This window comes from Ruegeria sp. YKSE079 (genome assembly GCF_059612845.1).
Window position 1 is genome coordinate 1 of the sequence record NZ_JBXWRJ010000031.1, and the last position, 18342, is coordinate 18342.

Consider the following 18342-nt stretch of genomic DNA (forward strand, 5'->3'; position numbering starts at 1 on the left):
CCATCGAAACCCGGCGCTTGCTTCACCGCAAATCCGCCGCTTAATCTGACCAACCAGATGCGCCAGACCCTCTCTTAGATCACGCCGCCAACTGGCCCAAAACCTCTGACGTCAAACACGGACTATCTCTGCAGTTCAATATTGTGCTTCTGAAAGTCTGTCGTGGAGTTTGTATGCGGATAGCTTTGATCCGGCACAGATACTCCGAGGAACTCACAGAGCGGCTCCCATCCTGAGCCCAGTTCATATACGAGAAGACGGTCCGCCGGGATCACTGACTTCACCTCGGCAACATGCGCCTCGAAGTCTTTTATTGCCCGTTCCTCGGTGTCGAAGCGGTCGGCGAGAAAGACATCCACGAACTCCTGGATTTGGCGCATATGTGGCGCCTCCGGCGGCATTTCGGTTTCGCGAAAAACTTTGATCGTTTTCGAGTAGGACGCATACCAGCCCTCCGGATCACGCACCGACAGGATTACCTTCGCGTTCGGGTAGTATTCAGCCGACTCGCGCCAAAGATGGGCGCCAGGCCAGTCGACCTGCGACCGATAGCCGTCGAACAACAGGTCGAGATCCAACGGCGACCCACCACAAAAATAATCATGCCATGGACCCGCTTTCTCCGGATTGTCCCGGATCTCATGCATGTGGTGGCAAGGTCCGAAGCCGAGAACCGCCAATGCTTCACGGAGGGAGTCCGTGCCAGTACGCCCGAAGCCGGCGCCAATAATTTCGAGGGCCATCAGATGAAATCCTTGCTGCGATGTGGAAGCTTTACCCGAACTACAGTGCGGCCCGAAGCAGTCTCTGGCAATACCCTACATGATGTAAGTCGCCCGGTGCCCACCGGTACTGGATATTCACGGCGTCAAGGAAAGGACCGCTCTGGGCTCCGCGCAGTCATCCGACTTTTTTGCTCAGATGCCTATTATTCGGGGTAAAGCTGGAGTTGGCGGTAGCGAAACGGCGATTTCAGGTCCGAATGTCAGCTTCATTCCTGGAGCAGCCATTCGCAAAAATTCGAGCAGCGTCTATTGTGCGGGACTTAGCCGCCTTTTGCTCACGCGGCTACTGCTGACGCAGAATCAGTTCGCACTCGCCTAAGAGATATTGCTGCGCAACAGCGCACGTCACCGAAGCCGTCATTGCCTGCCTCTTTTGAGGGTCGCATCAAGACCGTACCTTTGCGGTACCATGCATGGACACGAAAAAGAACGGGCGGGAAGTCGCTGAAGCCCCGATTGGAAAGACAGACCAATCTAGCGCCGTGAGGACGACGGTTGTGCGGGACCAGTCGATGCGGGTGGTCGGAGCGCTTTCAAGATCGAAATTCGTCAATGTAAGGTCCCGCGTTTCACAAGGACGCACCTTCAGCCTGTGCGGTCCAAGGACCATGGCGGTGCGATAGCGATAGCTGTCGTGCGTGCGATCGTGATCGTCGGCATGCGGCAGACCTAAGCAGACCGACCGCCAGAACGACGCCGACCCTGGCTGACGCCTTCCGGCACAGCCGCGCGCCATGCAGTCGTGCCTTTGCACCTTGCACAGATACGCTGGCCGAATCCTTCGCTCCAAAACGAAGTATTACACCGCAGGCAGAACCGCGGCTTCGGCACATCGCCGATCGCGCGGATGGGATGATCCATCAGGGCGTCTTCTAACTTTGATCGCATCAGATCCTCGCGTTCATTTGACCCCTGAAATTACGCTTTCAACGTCAATCGGAAACGGATGACATGCGCGGTCGGCATGGCATCCCTTCGTTTTCGGCGTCGTGAATTTCCGAACGGTCCCGCAAACGCTCCTGTTCGGTTCCGGTTTCGGTCTTGGTATCGAGGACATCCTTGTCTGTCTGTGCCGTCCGCGATCCCGAGTAGAGATGGCGCAATTGCGCCTCCGACACCCCGTCTGCCTGCATGACGAGTTGCACCATCGGATCGGCCAGCATTTCTTCGAGAAAGACCTGTGAGAGGTCCTTTCCGGACAGTTTGTCTTTCGCGCGGGCATGGTCGAGATCGGCCAGCGACACTGACAGGCTCCGCGTCAATCCCGGATGGGACAGGCGTGGGTGCAGTTGGACCACAACCGAAGCCCTCCAGGCTTCCGGGTCCTTGTGACCAGGAGGCGAAGCGAGTTCCGTCTCGATATCATACTCACCGGCTGGAAGCGTTTCGTCAAAGCCGGGAAGTTTGAAAGGCCGGTCAAAAACCACGACGGTCTTGGCTGTTTGATCGTCCATTGCGTTTGATCCTTTCAATTGAGCAGTTTTCCGCGACATGGAGCAAAACCAGCCGCTTCCGGTGCATTCTTCAGGTTTTCTTCTGCCCGGGAGAACCCGCATTTGCAGCAGTGCCCGGCGCCTTGAATGGCGGTTCTTTTTTCGACGGTTCTGCAGGTTTGGATTTCAGTATGGCACCGACCTTGGTCGTCAGGAGTTTGAAATACATGTTCTTCATCCTTTTTGGGTGTTCCGCCGGAATTTCCGGGCCTTGATCAGGCTCGAATTCTCGAACGCGGCTTATTTGTATATGTGTATTGACCGGCCACTTTACTATGGCGCGGTGTCGGTTAAGTCGGCGGCACAAGACCGTCGTAGGCCCCGCTGGGATCATCTGGACGTTATACCAGGGTCAGGAAGGGGTGGGTCTCGCGGTCCTTGGCACTTCCGTTAATCCTTTGCTTGCCGTGAACAACCTTGGCGACATCTGGGGCCCTCATCGCTCGCATGAGGGCGCTGTGGTTCATGCCCATTTTCATCTCGGAGCCAACGGACACGGCGGAATTGGCTGTGTCGACAACGATGTGGTCGCTTGTCGCGCCGATAAACGTGATTCCTGAGGGAAACGTAAGACCGCTTGTGTCGGTGTCCTGTTGCCCGACAGCAAGGATCGTTCGGGCTCGGAGGTCATCACTCGGAACCAATTTGAGCATCCCAAGCTCCGGAGCAATTGACGCAGGTGGTCTTGCGCTTGGTTTGTCCCTACTTTCGATCACCTCGGCAAAAAGGGCAAACGCGTCCGTATGAAGGCCAGTGATCGGTTGCCCTGTCACGGGGTCGGTGCCCAACAGGATCGCCTCGCCGAGGCGGAGGTTGTTGACGCGCCCGGTTGAACCTTCGCCAAGCGCCCATGGCAAATTGGCTGATCCACCTCCTGAAACAAGCCCGACAAAAGGTCCGCAAGCGCCTTCGACTTGGTCGGCCAGTCGCGAGAGCATGTCCATGTCACCGGCCGTCGGTGCCACGTTTCCCATGCAGGCGAAATTTGCAGCGATGCCTTTGAGCGCAACACCGGGTGTCGCGCTGACCCGAGTAGCGAAGTCGTTAAGGTTCTCGGGCAAAATGCCTTCGCGCATATCTCCCATTTCGACCATCAGGATGACACCGTGCGACGTTCCTTGTTGCTTCGCTGCTGCGCCAAGCTTCAGGATTGTGTCCATCTCTGTGTTGTAGCTCGCGTCACAATACCGGACGACGTCTTCCATTTCGCTCACCAGCGGAGCGCGGATCATAGAGATCGGGCATTTGATCCCTTCCATCCGCATCCGAACGACGTTCTTGATGCGTGCGTCGGCCAGACCGACAACGCCGCCGTCCAGCATCGCCACGGCCACGTCAGGATGCCCGCAGACGGCCTTGGTCACTCCGGTGACCGATATGCCGCGCGCGCACAGGCGACGGACGAGATATCGCGCGTTTGCCTGGATCTTGCCCAGATCAATTTCCACCCGCGGCGAGGTCATTCCGCGGCCGCAAGAGGCACGGGCCGTAACTGCGGAAACGCGGCCAAGACCATGTCGCTCAGGTGCACTTCAGGCCGGGCCAGCGCGTCCGTTACCGGAATGCCGAAGTCGCGTGAAAGACTGTCAATTGCACGAATGACTTCGGTGCCCGTCATCGCTTCGTGATTCAGTGTGATACCAATCACCCGTGTGTCAGCAAAAGCTTCGATGAGGGCGATTTCGCTTTTCAGCCCGGGCATTGGCATGGCGGGAAAGTCGCAGCGGTGGGCCCGCTTGGGCGCATGTTGAAGAACAACACCGTGCGGCTGGCTGCCGCGCAGAATGAATGCCGAGGTGCAAAAGGCCGGATGGCTGAGCGCGCCTTGTCCTTCGATCAGGATGACATCCGGATCATCGCCGTGAGACGCCGCGACGATTAGGCGTTCAAGCTCCCCGCAGCAAAACTGGGGTGGCACCGCGTCCATGGCGATCCCGTATTTTGCGCCCTGCATAAGCCCTGTCTGGCCAGTGCCGACGAGGATAGTCTTGATACCGCGTGCGTTCAGTTCCCTGGCCAGAATAGTCGCAGTCGTCCGCTTGCCGATTGCACAATCTGTTCCCAATACGGCAATGCGAATTGCCTTCACCTCGGACACACTTCCGTCAAACAGACGCATGTCCTTGCTTGGCCGGGGTTTGCGGATATCGCGGATCGTCACGTTGGCCGCGTAAGCAGCGCTCGAAATCTCGGGATCATCACTGAGGTATTCGTGCAGGCCGCTGACGATGTTCATGCCGAGTGCGATTGCATCCAGCACTACCTCTCGATCTGCAGGTGACATCCTACCCGTAGAGGGGGCCATGCCATAGATCAAAGTGTCGGGGATATGCACTTCACGCGTCACCGCAGCCTCAAGATCTTCAACGATGGGTATGCCGTTGCTAACATTTTCCAGCACCTGACCGCTGTCGTGTCCTTCAAGTTTGCTGTCGATGACCGAAAGAACGCGATAGGCTTGGCTGTGACGAACAAGACCGTTTGCGGTTTTCCCGTCAATCTGCCCGAAGTTCCCTTCACAATAGACCATCGCTGTGGGCACCCCCATTGTTATAGCTTTTTTGCCGCGAGATCGACGGGATGCGGATACGTCAGGTGGGGCTTGAGGGCCCATCGTGGACAGCCTTGCCATCGGGTTTTTTGCAATATCAGATTCCATGGTCATTCCTTTACCGGGCGGGCTTATCCGGGGCCGGTCGTTTGAAGCGTTCGTGCCGGTAGCCGCGTTTCAAATTTGGATTGCGCGCGTTAGTCGTTCAGGACGCAACGCCCTTGCGAGCGCTGGAAATTCCGATGGCACTCCCACCGGTTTCCCGATCTGTCGAGATGCGCATTGTCAGGGAGTTCAATCTCTGTGCAGCCGTCGTCGGACTCTGCAAAGCCGCGATTACACTTCCAGCCTGAGCCATAGCTTCTTGCATCGTAGAAATATGCGTTCTCCGGGACGACAACAGCTTCACAGGTGTCATCGCGTTCGAAATAGCCCCGCTCACATGTCCAAGGCTGCCCGTATCCGGACCCATTCAGAAAGGCGTTCTCCGGGACCACGATTGCGACGCATGTGTCGCCTTCGACCTGGTAACCACGGTTGCAAAGCCAAGCGGCGCCATAGGAGTCAGCCGACAGATACGCATTGTCCGGCACAACGACTTCGAGGCAAATGTCGTCGACCTTCGTATAGCCACGAATGCAGTTCCATCTCTGTCCCGACGGGTCGAGATATCCGCCGTCGGGCACGACGACCTCAAGACAAGTCGCGTCATCGACCTCCTGAAACCCATGTAAGCACTCCCAGCCTGCGCCATAGGTTCGGTTGGTGGCATAGGCGTTCTCCGGAACGATGATGGCAAGGCAGGTATCGACGTCACGCCGGTATCCACGATCACATTCCCATTCCTCGCCATAGCTTCTGGCGGTGGCGTTGGCAGGCATAGGCGCATCCTGCGCAAACGCAGGGAAAGCGAAGGACGCGAACACACCGGCCACGGCTACCATCCTCACGATCAGCCTTGAAAACGGGCGTGTCGTTGGTTCTCCGTGGCGTCTCATTGGCACTTCCTTTGCAAACCGGAGTCCGTCGGTCGCCGCGCGTGTCTTCGTCAGCCCAAGCGTCAGCGTTCCGGTGACCCGTCGGATGGGCGCGATTGGTGGCGAGGAGCCATTGAAACCTGGTCCCGGCGGCATGCCTTCGTTTTCGGCCACCTGGATCGAGAAGTCCTGCGGGACTATCGGATGAGTGCTACCGGTCATCGCTGGGACAACTTGTGCAAAGCCGCAGCGGCAAGAGCATGTTCCTTCTGGTGGTAGTCGCCGCGGAACTTGCCATTGACCCGCACCTCCCAGATGCCATTTCTTTCGCGGACCTGAACTCCACTTCGCTGCACCGGCCGGCCCGTGGAAGAACCCTGCTCTCCTCTGCTTCTCGGCGGCTCGGGATTCTTGTCGGTCACGTCCGGCTCCTTCACTTTGGGCGCGCGCGCTTCTCCGAGGAGCATCACAGCGCGAATGAATTCTTCCGCGTAGTCGTCGGTTTCGCGGTGGTCGTGTTCGTGCCGGGCCATGCGCATCGGTTCGACGAACCGTTCTCGCAGGTGGTCGATGAAACGTGGCTCGGTGCGGGCCATGTAGGCGATCAGGGCCTGAAGCACCTTTTCATGGGCGAGCACACGCCGTTCGAGATCGGTTGTCTCGGGTGACGCTATCGGCATGGCGCGGTTCACCCTTCATCGACCGCGCGTTCCGCGCGCTCCGGTGATGCATCGACATCAAGGGCTGCCAAACAAGCCTGCGCGATGTCTCGGTCAGGGGCATCGGTTCCCGGCATGGTCGCCCAGCCTGCCGCCATTAGTGCGTCGCGCCTCTGGTAGGTCGAGGCGGCCCGGATCGTGGCCAGCGTGGCCGCCCGTGCCGGGTCGGAGCGCGCCATGTCGAGGCAGACCGGTACCATTGAGGCGACGACATCGTTTCGGGACATCGCCACCGCCCGGTCATTCGAAGTGCCGCCGGTCACCCAGCCGCCCCACGTGAATCCGACGACACCGACAAAGACAGCGCCGATCACGGCACCATAGATACCGGGTTTGAGCCATTCGGGAGTTTTCATTTCAAGTCCTCCTGCGGAGAAAGCGCCGCATCGCTGTGATTGTTCGTTTCGGTTGTGGCCGCATCCCGGCTCAGCGCTTCTTTCAGGTCTTTTTCAGAAATGGCCCTCAACTCGGAACGTCCTGCATGAGTGCCCCTGCCGCGCACTGTCAGGTAGGTCGCCGTCCGTCGGTAGGCCTCGAAGCTCAGACCATGGAGAAGCTCTTCTTCGACGAGAACTTCGTAGTCGCCCGGGGGTAAATCGCCCGGGTATCCTGAAAAGGTGAACGGGTTCGAAAACGTCACCGTCGATCTGGTCGACCGCATGGTCATCTCTGGTCTCCGCAATGTTGGCAGATCCGTCGCTCACCACTGTTGGCGGCACCTCGAAACCGGGGCCTGATCAGTCGAGCGATTTCTCTTTTTGTACGTCAGGATCGTTCGACCGGTGCTGACGCAGGTTAGTCCCGGACGCTGAATCGGTTGCGAACTCTTTTGTGGACAGCCGTCAGCACTGATCTGTGTAAGGGCACTGGGGTCAACTTTCGCGTAGCCTTCGGGGCAAACAGGGCAATCTGCGGTCCTGTAACCAAGGAATGGAATGGCAATGACCGAATCCAATATTCTCAACCCGCACCCGCCTGAGTATGAGCAATTTCTCCATGCTTCGGTCGGCGAGGACCGGAACGGATCCGTTGTGACGCTCCTCTCCACGCTTGCGCGGCTTGGGCTGGACCCCTGGACAGAAACCACTGACATGGTCACGCTGGGGCGCGACGCGGCGCGCGCGAGGTTGGAGGCATTGCTTTCTCAATTTCGGGACGTTCCGATGCTTGCAAGCGAACACGGCAGGGTCGCACGAGAACTAAGCCAACTACTTCCCGAAAGCCCGAAGTCAAAGACCCTGGGGCAAGGAACTTCAGCGGTCGCCGACAGTCGCTTGGGGACTATGGGGGTATTCTGGGCAATAGCCACAATTATTTTTGTGCTGTTTCAGATGTTCATGGTTGGCGGGCCGGGGTCTGGTGAATGACCGTTTCCACTCAGACATCGACGCCGATGGGTCATTCTGCGCACAAGATCGGGACGCTTTCGCCACGCGAACAGGGCGTTCTTTGGGACATGGAGGAACATTTCTGGACCAGTGGTGCCGACAACGCGCGGGCGACGACAGCAACCAACGCCGTTATGATATTCCCTTATCCGCCTGGCATCCTTCAGGGCGACCAGATCTGGACACATCTAAAGCAGAGCAACGGCTGGCGCTCTGTCGTCATGGCCGAACGGCGCGTGATTCGGTGTCATGACATCGCCATTCTCACCTACCGTGTCTCGGCGGAGAAAGCCGACGTGTCGATCTACAAGGCACTCTGCGCCTCAACCTACCTCAACGATGATGACACCTGGCTGAGGATCTCCCACCAGCAAACCATGGTGGCCTGAATGCCGCAGTGTCATTCAACCTGCCGCACGCGCCGGGACTAACCTGCGTCAGTGCGGTGGGGCGTTGATATCGGCTAGAAGAGATGTACCCGCCGAGTATTTGGTAGGGCATTTTTTCCGAGTACCTGAGAAGCGTGTGGGCTTGCCGAACCCCAATAGGTCGGCATGTCGGCGCGCTTCTTATTTCTCGGAACGTCCATGAAAGGACAATTCCATGAGTGAAAAAAACCAAACTGCGAAAAACCAGACCGTGAAACACATGGCCTCGGTCAAGGCTGTCTGGGACAAGGCGCCCGAAGGCCCCAAAAAGGTCGCAGCGCTGAAGCACTATCAGGCCGCTGAAAAGGCCCATGAAGCCGAAAACGACGAAGAGGCCCACAACGAGCTCAAGCAAGCGAGCCGCGCACTGATGTAATGTCGGTATGCCTGTGAAAAGACGACAGGGCCGCCCAAACTTAGGGCGGCTTTTTTACGGCAAGAGAGGCCTCGACTGATCGAGATAGGCCGGATCGAAATCCGCCAACGCAACCAGCCCCTCGTAGTCATCGAACGTGACACGCCCGCCTCGAAACGTGACGAGCCCGCCTTCGCGGAGTTTGCGAAGGACGCGGTTGACGTGAATGGCGCTTAACCCCAACGCATCCGCCAGATGGTATTGCGTGAGCGGGCAGTCATAACCTTCCCTGCTTCCCTTACCGACTAGCGACAGTCTAACACCAAGTTCCAGCAGGAAATGCGCCATGCGCGCATCAGCATCGCGCCTCCCTAGACCAACAAGATGTTCGACGACCATCGCCTCATCCCGCGATACGGCCCAGAGAATGGCCGTAGCCAGCCGGGGCGTTTCTGCGAAGGCTTGCAGAAGATCGCTCACCAGAACTTCTGCGGCTTCGATATCAACGATTGGCTCAATGCCATGATCGGATGTGTGCAAAAGAACGCTTCGCAGCCCCAGAAAATCCCCCGGTATCTGGAAATCAACAATTTGCCGCGACCCGTCAGCCTGGATCTTGTAAGAAACGACCCAGCCCTCCGCCAAGATGTAAGCAGCTTGTTCGGATTGACCCTGATGAACCAAGTCGCGACCTGCAGCGAAAGATTTCCTCCGCTGATGCAAACGCTCAAGAACGGCCAGCTCAGTCTCCGACAGTGCAACAAACGCGGAGAGCTTTTGAGTGAGTGGACTGGCTTCGATGTTCATTTTCGGTCCCTCCCGAACCGGCGCAAACTTCAGGAAGATTTCGGCGTTGAGACTGATTTCGATCAGTACGGGATACCAAACTCTTTGCGAGGTTGTGACGATCAAGACCCAACCCGGTCGTTATACAACGAACGAAAGTGGAATGCCCGATGTCAGACCAACGAGACCCCGCAGGCATGGCAGCCTTGTCGATTTGCGAAGCCCTCCTACTTGCCCTGCATGAACGCAATCTGCTGCCGGAACGCGAATTTGTCGGCATTCTCCGCGATGCGGCAGCGCTCCACGAGAATGCCCAAGGCCCAGAGGCCGAGCGAAAATTGCATACCGCGACCGCCAAACTGATCAATGAAATCATCGTTGGCGGCAACCTATCGCGACGCTCGTAACGCCGATCCTCTTACGTTGGATAAGAAAAGCCTAAATGCTCAGCCTCTCAACCCGTTTTTGGGTCGGTCGGCTCGGTCTTTGCTTCAGGAGGTCGTTTGGTTGCAGTCTGCGGTTTCGTATCTTTTTCTTGCGAGGCCTTTTTGTCGGCGGCCTCTTTCTTCGCCAAGTCGTTAAACGACATTCTGGCTTTCCTTTTCTGGCTGCCAGGGTATCCGGCAGCTTGTGATCCATAGTGGATCAATGCTCTCTTGGCAAAGGGAACATTGGCCAAAGCACTGAGTGCACCTTGTAATCCTCCCCGGCAGCCACCACGTTTTATGGGCTACTGACCTCCATTCGACCCTCTGTTTTCCTTCACTGGCTCGCAGCGCTCGACACTGTCGTGAGAAGCCGGGCTGCCGCATGTTGTGGGCAGCGATAAAGTAAGGAAAATTCACATGGCCAATGGCACAGTGAAATGGTTCAACACCACCAAAGGATTTGGCTTTATTGCCCCTGAGACAGGTGGGAAAGATGTATTTCTGCACATCTCCGCACTCGAGAAGTCGGGCATGACCACCCTGAACGACGATCAGAAGGTGACCTTCGACGTCGAGGCCGGCCGTGATGGCCGCGAAAGCGCAACCAACATCGCGCTTGCCTGATCTTTACAAATGGGCGCTCATTTGGAGCGCCCCATCGCCCGACGGCCATTTGTTTCTTAGTTTTCTTCCACCGACTAACGCAGCAGTTCCATTGCCCGGATCGGTAACCACCGAACTGGCGCTGCACTGGCGCTGCGACCTGCCATCCTCAGGAGGCCAGCCGATGCCAGACTACACAGCGCCGAACAGATCAGATGCGGGACGTGGCGTCTTCAAGGCTATGTCGAAGAAATCGAAGGCCAAGTACACCGATAAAGAAGCCCCTATGTCGATCCGCATGGGCGAATATGGCCGATATCAGATCAAGTCCGCTTGTGTCGCGGGCGTATACACGGCTCGGGCATTCCCAAAGCCGCCGACGAAAGCCCGTGGTTTGATTGCCGAGGCAACCGGTAAGACCGAAGAAGCCGCGATCGCCGCTTTGCATTGCGTCATCGATGCGCGTGAAACCCGCAGGAGCGAGGACCGAAGGACAGATCCAAGCACCGGGACACAGGTACCAACATCCGACGAATACGTGGAGGCCCTCAACACTGTAAATCTGACAAAATCGCAAGGCGCCATGTTGATGGCGTTATCGCTGGCGGAAGCGGACGGGCTGACAGAGGAGAGGGTCGCGAATGCGGGCAGTTACAAATCCACTGCCTCAGCCAAAAAAGCGCTAGCAAGCGCGGGTCGAATGATTGCTGGATATTTGTCTACAGAGACAGGTTCCAAGGTGCCTTCAACGAGTTTGGATGGAGTTGCGCTGATTGGATTTTGCAGTGATTCCGGACACGAAGAGAAGCCCGGGAACTGGATACTGCACCCCGAACTTTGCGCCGCCATCCGTATCGCTACATGAGCCAAAGAGTTAGCCGTCTGAGTGATTGGTCAATTGGGGTTGATTACCAATTCGATCGATCTTGATCTATTCAGGGATGACTGAGGCGACCAGACAACAAATAGATTTTTGGCGGTGCTGGTCATTTTATGTCAAACGTGATGCGTGCGGCGGGTCGGCCCACCAAGGCGAGCGGCTCCAGCCGCTCGCCCAATGCCTAAAGGTCAATATTCTCCGCAATACCCAGCGCATCTTCGAGTTCAACTCCCAAGTAGCGCACCGTGCTGTCGACCTTTGTGTGTCCTAGCAAGAGCTGAACTGCGCGCAGGTTAGCTGTTTTCCGGTAGATCTCAGCAACTTTGGTTCGGCGAAGCGAATGCGTTCCGTATCCGGTTGATTCCAGACCAATTGACGACACCCAATCGTGCACCAACCGACCATATTGACGGGTTGAGATATGCGGGCGATCGTGAAAGCGGCTGGGAAACATGAACGAGCAAGCCAACATTTCGGGTGATTTGACCCAAGCCAGGACAGTTTCCCTTGTGTTTTCCGTCAGTTCAAACTGAACAGGTCGTTTGGTTTTGCTCTGGATGACCGAAACACGTTCTCGGACGCGGTCCACTTTGACCAGATCGACCACAGAAAGCCTGACCAGATCACACCCGCGTAGCTTGCTGTCGATGGCCACGTTAAATAGCGCCAGATCGCGAAGGTTGTTCGCCAGTTCCAGTCGCGCTCGGATCGCCCAAACCTGTTTTGGTAGCAGCGGTCGCTTCTGGCCGACGATCCGCCCCTTGTTCCAGGCTTTACGTTTCGGGGTGACAACAGGAAGTTGGACTCGAGGCATGATTTGCCCTCCCTGCCGCCCTCCGAACCCAAGCATCAGCACCGCGCTGACGTTGGAATGCTACTCGCAAACCTGATTGTAACTGATCTACCGCCCGTGGGTTTGTGCTCCGAACATAATAGCAGCCCGAATGAATGGCTGGATTCACCGCCGCCTTGCCGCGCTGAGATCTCAGCGCCTGCAGCAATTTCCGTGCTGCGAGCGCGCGCAGCGAGGAATCAAGACTTCTGCTGTGGGCTCGAAGGGGACATCTGACAGAAATGCGCCGATGTCCGGACCGCGGACCTACTACAAAACCTGAGCGCATAACGGCCCCGATTGAATGGCGAAAAACGGAGTGAACTGCGTTTTGCACCAATTCCTACTTTCCGGCTCTGGTTAACTTTTACCAAGGCGCAATTTGTGTTGGATTGGTCGGGACGCAAAGCTCGGGCGCACTGATCCTCGAACTCCATTCGAAGTCTGATAAATCATCGCGGCACCTCGTGGCTCGTGGGCCTGGAGCATGCGTGAGATGTCCTTACGTATGCGTCCTTGATATGATTGGTTCAATCGGCCATCCTTGGATTTGTCACGGGCAGATTGCGCTGTTTGATCCGCCCCCGGAACCTTCAGAAGGGCGCCAATGCGATTTCGAAGTTGGATCGTCACCACCTTGGTGATTGGAATCGCGCTTGCAGTGCTCTCTGTCCTAATTGTCCTGCAGCACAACGCGCTCTACTCCCAACTGCTGCGCCAGCGCATCGCCGTCATAGCCCAGACGACGGCAGAGACGTTCCGACCAGTTCTCGACCTTGGCCTGCCGATATCGATGCTACGGGATGGCGACAGCATCGTGGCCCGTGGCATGTACATTGATCCCAAGATCGTGGCGGTGCACGCGATAAACCCCAGTGGCATCGTCGCCCATACCACGGGAACGAAACCCACAACACTGCCACAGGATGTGCTGACAGCCATGCGGCTTGCGGACGGCGACTTCTGGGGGCACGAGACCGCGGACACGCTTTATAGCGGCTTTTCCATTCGCCGAGCGCAAGACGGGCCGGTATTGGGGGCCGTTATCGTGGAATATCCGCATGAGCTCCTGGAAACTGCGTCGCAAGACATTGTACGTATCACGTTGCGCAGCGCACTTGTGATCCTGATCGGAACATCCACTCTCGCTTTCATTCTGATCTATCTGGTTCTCGACCGACCGCGGCGCAGACTGGCGGAGCTTTTGAGTACCTACAGCCATGGAAAAGCTGTTGCGTCCGCCGTGCCGCCGGACAGATCGCCAGAACATGGGGCTCTCGACGCAGAGTTCTCGCGTCTGGCGCGGAGCCTGCACGACGCCGAGGCGGCCTATGACGAGGCGCAGCGGGCCATTGCCGCCTCTGCGGAGGGCCGGCCGTTCTCTTCCCAGTCCCCGTCCGCTCAGACCGAAGAGGTTTCACCGGAGCGAACTGGCCGGTTGAAAACCCTGATACTTGCGCAGGTTCTGCCGATCACGATTGTCTTGCTCATTGCCTCGGCCATGATGCTGGGCACGGTGCTTATGCGTGCCGTCACCAGATCGGTCGAGCCTGAACTCGCTGCGCGAACCGACCTGATCGGTACCGTCGTCAGCGAGAACGTCCAGCACGCTCTCGACAGCGGAATAGGCCTCGATGAGATCGTCGGGGCGGACCAGTTCTTTGGCGACATGCTCAAGCGGCTGCCGGAAGTGGCCTACATCGCCATCGCAACCGGGCGGATCGTGATTGAGGCAGGCGAGCGCATCGACCCCTATCTCGCGCCGCCGAGAGAGCGGCGCGGCGTGCGGAGCCATCCGATCCTGCATGACGGCAAAGAGATCGCCTATGTTGTCATCGACATAGACCCGCGCCTGATCGCGCAACGGTTCCGGGACGTCTTGCTTGACGAAACGGTGATCCTGCTGGTGACGGTCCTGCTTGCGTGGGAGGTGATGCTGCTGCTCACCGGACGCACTCTGACAGGCGGATTGGCGCGGCTGCAAAGGCTGAGCGCCATGCAGGCGGCGGGCGATTTCTCTCGGCGGGTCGCTGTCGTCGGACAGGATTCGGTTCAGGCAATCCTGAGCAGTGTCTCGAACCGAGCCGAGACACTGCACGGGGCCTTTGCCAAGGCTGTCGAGACCGCCACCGCACCGGGCCGCGCCGCTCTCCAGTCCGTCGGCGGGCGGTTCGGTCTCTCTCCGGGCGGACCAAAGCTGCTGGAGACATCGTCCTTTTCCGACATTCGGCTTGCGCTCTTTCTGTTTGCAGCGGCGGACGAATTACCGCTGGCTTTTTTGCCGATCTATACCCGCGCGGCGGACAATCTTTGGCCATGGCTGAACCAATCCGTCCTGATCTCGTTGCCGCTTGCCGGTTACCTGTTGGCCATCGTGATCATGTCGCCCTATGCGCGCGTGCTGGTCGAGCGCTTCGGGGTCAGGGGGCTCTTTTTCGCCGCGGCAATCCCGACGCTGGCCGCGCATATCGGCCTGTTCGCGGCCAGCACGGCTCAGGAGATCATCCTCTGGCGCGCGGTTACCGGTTTCGGTTACGCGCTCGTGACCCTTGCCGCACAGGACTATGTTCTGAGCGTCGCAACCAAGGCAGACCGGGATCGAATGCTTGGCATCTTCAGCCTCGTCCTCTTTGGCGGCGTGTTTTCCGGAGTGGCGCTGGGTGGCGTGTTGGCCGACCGACTGGGGCCATCGAATGTCTTTCTGGTCAGTGCCGCCTTGATTGCGGCATCCGCCCTGCTGAGCTGGAAATTGATTGCGCCCGACATCGGCCGGATAGACATGGAAGAGGCCGCCACACCGACCCGAGGCGCGAAATGGCGTGTTCTGGCTGATGGGCATCTCGCCGCCCTGATTTTCGGAATTGCCATCCCTGGGGCAGTGGTCTTGCAGGCCTTTGTCTCCTACCTCGCCGCGCTCACCCTGAACGCGCAGGGAGCGTCGGCAGCCGAAATCGGCCGGATTCTCATGCTCTACTTCGTCACGGTCATGGCAGTCAGCCCGCTTGCAGGGCGCCTGGAAGGCCTGTTGCGGATGCCCGGCACGGTTCTTTGTATCCTCGGAGCGGCCCTTGCCGGAATCTCCTTGCTTCCCATTGCCGCGGCGCCGTCCCAGCTGACCATGGCGCTTGCCATGATCGGCACCGGCGCGGGCGGCGCGCTGGTGCGGGGAACCCAGGTTTCCCTTGCCCTGAGCCTCTCGGAGGCGAAAGTCACCGGGCTCGGACCTGCAACCGTCCTTGGCGCCCTGCGCACCGGTGAACGCCTTGGCAGTGTTGTCGGCCTCATCCTTGTGGCTTGGCTCTCGGGAGCAACGGGGCACGCTGCCGCGACGCTGGCAATCGCGGTGTGGACGATGGCCGGAGGTGCCCTTTTCGCCGTCATGGGCGGCATGAATTTCTTGACATCGCAGCGGTCTGACCGGTGACTGTTCTTGTTGATCCGACTGAAGTACCCGATGAAAACTGTCGTTTCAAAACTTGCTATGGTCTTTTGTCTTCATGTTTCCTTCTCTGTCCCGGCGTGGGCAGATACGAAAGTCATTCTCGGGGTATTCTACTACGGGTGCGATGAACTGTGCCACGGCGTACAATCGGAATTGGCGCAAAGCGGCTATGATGTCGAATTGGACGTCCGCGATCTTCAGCAGGACATTTCGCGCCTGCCGGCGCTGCTTGAAGAGGCACGGGCCAACAAGGTGGATCTCGTCATTACGCATGGGACTAGTGCAACGCTGGGAACGATCGGACGGTTGGAGGATTTCGGCGACCCGCGGTTCCTATCCGATATTCCGGTTGTCTTCACTCAGGTGGCCGACCCATTCGGCACCGGTATCGCCGAAAGCTTCGCACGTAGCGGGCGCGAAAATGTTGCGGGCACCTTCAATCGCGTTCCCGAGGCCGTGAACATTGAGGTCGTGCGCAGTTACGACGTCAAGTTCGACCGGCTCGGCCTTCTTTACAACAGCAACGAAGAGAACTCGGTCATCAAGCGCGACGAACTTGCCGCGCTCGCCCCGACACTTGGCGTGGAATTGATTGCGCTCGAGGTCCAGCCAGGTGTCTCGGGGCCGCCAGATCCCGCGCAGATCCCTGCGCGGATGGCCGAACTGGCCGCAGCCGGTGTCGAATGGCTTTACCTCATCTTCGTTCCTTCGTCAGAACGGAACACTGTTCACAGAGTCTGCGGTCGAGAATGGCATCGCAATCGTCAGTCCCTACGAGGTTCTCGTGCGCAACGACAGCGCGCTTCTGTCGATCGCGGCACGGGAAGAGGATGTGGGCCGCCTCGCCGCGCGACAGGCGCTGACCATCCTGCGCGACGGCATCGCCCCGAGGGACCTCCCGATCCTAAGCGCGACCGATTTCGCATATGTCGTCAATATGGACGTCGCCCGGAAACTCGACAAAATCCCGCCCTTCGCCTTCCTGCAGATAGCCGAGACGGTTCAGCACTGATCACGGGCGATTGGCAGTGGCCTGTCGGTGGACCCGGACTGCCTTAGCAAGCCAACGGTCACGAGAGTCGCGAAAATCCCGCCGAGACCCGATTATCGGCCTGATCGCAAACTCCGACCAAGCCTCCATTTCTTCACCGCACCCTGATAGGATCCATGGGCGTGACAGGTGACATCGTAGCGAATCCGCTTTGCTTGACATGCCTGGGCTTTTCACCTTGTCTCACCCATAGCTTCAAGAAGGGGAGAGGCCGATGCGCAGCTTGAACGTCTTGATGGCGGTATCCGTGCTCATGGCATTTTCTGTGTCTCCGTCAATCGCAGAGACGAAGAGGATTTTCGCCATTACCTTCGACATGTGCGATCCCATCTGCGAGGGCTTTCAGGCCGAGGTCGAGGAAAGCGGCTTTGATGTCGAGATCGTCTGGCGCGACTATGAACTGGACAAGTCTCGCCTGCCGGGCCTGGTCGCCGAAGCCCGTGAGCTTGAGGCAGACCTGATCCTGACGAACGGCACGAACGCGACACTCGGTGTCGTCGGCACCTTTGACGATCTCGGGGACGACGGATTTATCGGCGAGATCCCCGTCGTGTTTACGAATGTCGCAAATCCCTTCAGCGCAGGTATCGCCGTTGATTTCGATGGCACCGGTCGTGCCAACGTGGCCGGCACGTTCAACCGGCCGGAGGAAGCCCTGAACATCCAGGTCATCAAGACCTATGACGACAGCTTTGATACGCTGGGCCTCCTGTACAATTCGGACGAGGCGAACTCGGTGATCAAGCATGATGAATTGGTGGACCTGTCCCGGACTATGGGCTTCAATCTGGTCGCGGTCGACATGTCCCAGAACGGCGCGCGCCCGGAGCCAGAGGACCTGCCAGCTTGGCTGGACCGACTGAAAGAAGCGGGTGTTCGCTGGATCTATATCGGCTCGAGTTCGTTCCTGCAAAGGAACGCAGACGCGTTCACGCGTGGCGCAATTGTTCGCGACATGGCGGTGGTGAGCCCATACGAGCACCTCGTGCGCAAAAGCGATGCGCTGATCTCCGTGGCAGCGCACCTCAAGGATGTTGGACGGCTTGCCGCGCAACAGGCCCTGAGGATACTGCGCGACGGCGAAAGTCCTGGCGACTTGCCGATCGTTCGCGCCGCCGACTTTGCCATTGTCGTGAACATGGACGTCGCGCGGGAGCTGAACAGAATGCCGCCCTTCGCCTTTCTTCAGATTGCAGATACGGTTCATGACTGACCGCGAAAACTGAAACCGGTTCCGCTGCGCGGAAAAAATCTCGATTGGCCATTGTATGCCTAATACAATGGCCGTTCTGTGGAGAAAGTCGTCATTATTACACCGCGCAGCAATCGACAATATGGGCTCGCTGCCGACATTCTCTGCGGCTCGCACCGACTGGCAGTTTGAGCCCTTTGCGGTCGTCCGCCTCCTGGTATCCTCTCGCATGTGCAGTACGCCGCGAACGGCGCTTTGCGGCCATCCAAAACACGTCCTACGAATGATAGCGGTGCGGGACAAAACCGCCTTGTGCACCTGCAGCTATTGCTTACGCAGCATCGGTTCGCGGTCGCAGTACGCAAATTTCTTGCACGGCGACGCAGACACCGAAGCGGCCGTTCAAAGCAGCTAAAGTTAATAGAAAATCAT

General features: G+C 58.1%; 22 protein-coding genes. 9 read left to right on the forward strand and 13 right to left on the reverse strand.

The annotated features are described in order from the left end of the window. Positions 1–122: 122 nt before the first annotated feature. From AC2FMY_RS20650 to AC2FMY_RS20690, 9 genes are all read right to left on the reverse strand, one after another. A complete protein-coding gene (locus tag AC2FMY_RS20650; protein ID WP_480748572.1) occupies positions 123–743 on the reverse strand; it encodes a sulfotransferase family protein in 621 nt (206 codons plus the stop codon). Positions 744–1717: 974 nt separating this feature from the next. Continuing rightward, on the reverse strand, positions 1718–2239 hold the full coding sequence (locus AC2FMY_RS20655) for a hypothetical protein (protein ID WP_496747199.1): 522 nt from the start codon (positions 2237–2239) through the stop codon (positions 1718–1720). 70 nt (positions 2240–2309) lie between these two features. After that, a complete protein-coding gene (locus AC2FMY_RS20660; RefSeq protein WP_480748545.1) occupies positions 2310–2447 on the reverse strand; it encodes a hypothetical protein in 138 nt (45 codons plus the stop codon). Positions 2448–2619: 172 nt separating this feature from the next. Continuing rightward, a complete protein-coding gene (locus AC2FMY_RS20665) occupies positions 2620–3741 on the reverse strand; it encodes an alanine/ornithine racemase family PLP-dependent enzyme (RefSeq protein ID WP_496807984.1) in 1122 nt (373 codons plus the stop codon). Further along, on the reverse strand, positions 3738–4826 hold the full coding sequence (locus AC2FMY_RS20670) for an N-acetyltransferase DgcN family protein (protein ID WP_496807985.1): 1089 nt from the start codon (positions 4824–4826) through the stop codon (positions 3738–3740). The genes AC2FMY_RS20665 and AC2FMY_RS20670 overlap by 4 nt, the downstream gene beginning before the upstream one ends. Positions 4827–5026: 200 nt before the next feature. Beyond that, the gene (locus AC2FMY_RS20675) at positions 5027–6028 is read right to left on the reverse strand and encodes a hypothetical protein (RefSeq protein WP_496807986.1); all 1002 of its coding nucleotides are present in this window, start codon (positions 6026–6028) and stop codon (positions 5027–5029) included. Continuing rightward, complete coding sequence (locus tag AC2FMY_RS20680; RefSeq protein ID WP_480748549.1) at positions 6025–6486, reverse strand: hypothetical protein; 462 nt, start codon at positions 6484–6486, stop codon at positions 6025–6027. The genes AC2FMY_RS20675 and AC2FMY_RS20680 overlap by 4 nt, the downstream gene beginning before the upstream one ends. A gap of 8 nt (positions 6487–6494) precedes the next feature. Beyond that, positions 6495–6881 carry a hypothetical protein gene (locus AC2FMY_RS20685; RefSeq protein WP_496747211.1) on the reverse strand — a complete coding sequence of 129 codons (387 nt, stop codon included), beginning with the start codon at positions 6879–6881 and terminating at the stop codon, positions 6495–6497. Next, positions 6878–7192: a hypothetical protein gene (locus tag AC2FMY_RS20690; protein WP_480748551.1), complete on the reverse strand. Its 315-nt coding sequence runs from the start codon at positions 7190–7192 to the stop codon at positions 6878–6880. The genes AC2FMY_RS20685 and AC2FMY_RS20690 overlap by 4 nt, the downstream gene beginning before the upstream one ends. A 274-nt stretch (positions 7193–7466) precedes the next feature. Between AC2FMY_RS20690 and AC2FMY_RS20695 the strand changes: the two genes are divergently transcribed. The 3 genes from AC2FMY_RS20695 to AC2FMY_RS20705 all read left to right on the forward strand — a co-directional run bounded on the left by AC2FMY_RS20695 (position 7467) and on the right by AC2FMY_RS20705 (position 8717). Further along, positions 7467–7892, forward strand: coding sequence for a hypothetical protein (locus AC2FMY_RS20695; RefSeq protein ID WP_496807987.1), 426 nt, complete (start codon positions 7467–7469; stop codon positions 7890–7892). Continuing rightward, complete coding sequence (locus AC2FMY_RS20700) at positions 7889–8302, forward strand: hypothetical protein (protein WP_496807988.1); 414 nt, start codon at positions 7889–7891, stop codon at positions 8300–8302. Before AC2FMY_RS20695 ends, AC2FMY_RS20700 begins: the two co-directional genes overlap by 4 nt. A gap of 214 nt (positions 8303–8516) precedes the next feature. Further along, complete coding sequence (locus AC2FMY_RS20705) at positions 8517–8717, forward strand: hypothetical protein (RefSeq protein WP_496807989.1); 201 nt, start codon at positions 8517–8519, stop codon at positions 8715–8717. Between the two features lie 54 nt (positions 8718–8771). Here the strand turns inward: AC2FMY_RS20705 and AC2FMY_RS20710 are convergent, their stop codons facing one another. Then, positions 8772–9503 (reverse strand): Crp/Fnr family transcriptional regulator, encoded by a 732-nt coding sequence (locus AC2FMY_RS20710; protein ID WP_496807990.1) that lies wholly within the window; start codon positions 9501–9503, stop codon positions 8772–8774. Between the two features lie 149 nt (positions 9504–9652). On the opposite strand from AC2FMY_RS20710, the gene AC2FMY_RS20715 reads away from it, so the two are divergent. Then, entirely contained in the window at positions 9653–9889 is a 237-nt protein-coding gene (locus AC2FMY_RS20715; protein ID WP_480748556.1) for a hypothetical protein, read from the forward strand. 47 nt (positions 9890–9936) lie between these two features. Here the strand turns inward: AC2FMY_RS20715 and AC2FMY_RS20720 are convergent, their stop codons facing one another. Next, complete coding sequence (locus tag AC2FMY_RS20720; protein ID WP_496747218.1) at positions 9937–10071, reverse strand: hypothetical protein; 135 nt, start codon at positions 10069–10071, stop codon at positions 9937–9939. 256 nt (positions 10072–10327) lie between these two features. On the opposite strand from AC2FMY_RS20720, the gene AC2FMY_RS20725 reads away from it, so the two are divergent. Further along, positions 10328–10534 (forward strand): cold-shock protein, encoded by a 207-nt coding sequence (locus AC2FMY_RS20725; protein ID WP_224825428.1) that lies wholly within the window; start codon positions 10328–10330, stop codon positions 10532–10534. Next, a complete protein-coding gene (locus tag AC2FMY_RS20730) occupies positions 10497–11378 on the forward strand; it encodes a hypothetical protein (RefSeq protein ID WP_496747220.1) in 882 nt (293 codons plus the stop codon). Before AC2FMY_RS20725 ends, AC2FMY_RS20730 begins: the two co-directional genes overlap by 38 nt. 196 nt (positions 11379–11574) lie before the next feature. Here the strand turns inward: AC2FMY_RS20730 and AC2FMY_RS20735 are convergent, their stop codons facing one another. Next, positions 11575–12207: a tyrosine-type recombinase/integrase gene (locus AC2FMY_RS20735; RefSeq protein WP_496747239.1), complete on the reverse strand. Its 633-nt coding sequence runs from the start codon at positions 12205–12207 to the stop codon at positions 11575–11577. A gap of 625 nt (positions 12208–12832) precedes the next feature. Here AC2FMY_RS20735 and AC2FMY_RS20740 point away from each other — a divergent pair. Together AC2FMY_RS20740 and AC2FMY_RS20745 are read left to right on the forward strand one after the other, a co-directional pair. Beyond that, entirely contained in the window at positions 12833–15649 is a 2817-nt protein-coding gene (locus AC2FMY_RS20740) for an MFS transporter (RefSeq protein WP_496807991.1), read from the forward strand. Between the two features lie 30 nt (positions 15650–15679). Further along, positions 15680–16726 (forward strand): ABC transporter substrate binding protein, encoded by a 1047-nt coding sequence (locus tag AC2FMY_RS20745; RefSeq protein WP_496747196.1) that lies wholly within the window; start codon positions 15680–15682, stop codon positions 16724–16726. Positions 16727–16913: 187 nt separating this feature from the next. Here the strand turns inward: AC2FMY_RS20745 and AC2FMY_RS20750 are convergent, their stop codons facing one another. Further along, complete coding sequence (locus AC2FMY_RS20750; RefSeq protein ID WP_496807992.1) at positions 16914–17036, reverse strand: hypothetical protein; 123 nt, start codon at positions 17034–17036, stop codon at positions 16914–16916. On the opposite strand from AC2FMY_RS20750, the gene AC2FMY_RS20755 reads away from it, so the two are divergent. Then, positions 17035–17931 carry an ABC transporter substrate-binding protein gene (locus tag AC2FMY_RS20755; protein WP_496807993.1) on the forward strand — a complete coding sequence of 299 codons (897 nt, stop codon included), beginning with the start codon at positions 17035–17037 and terminating at the stop codon, positions 17929–17931. The two genes, AC2FMY_RS20750 and AC2FMY_RS20755, sit on opposite strands and share 2 nt — an antisense overlap. The last annotated feature ends 411 nt before the right edge of the window (positions 17932–18342 follow it).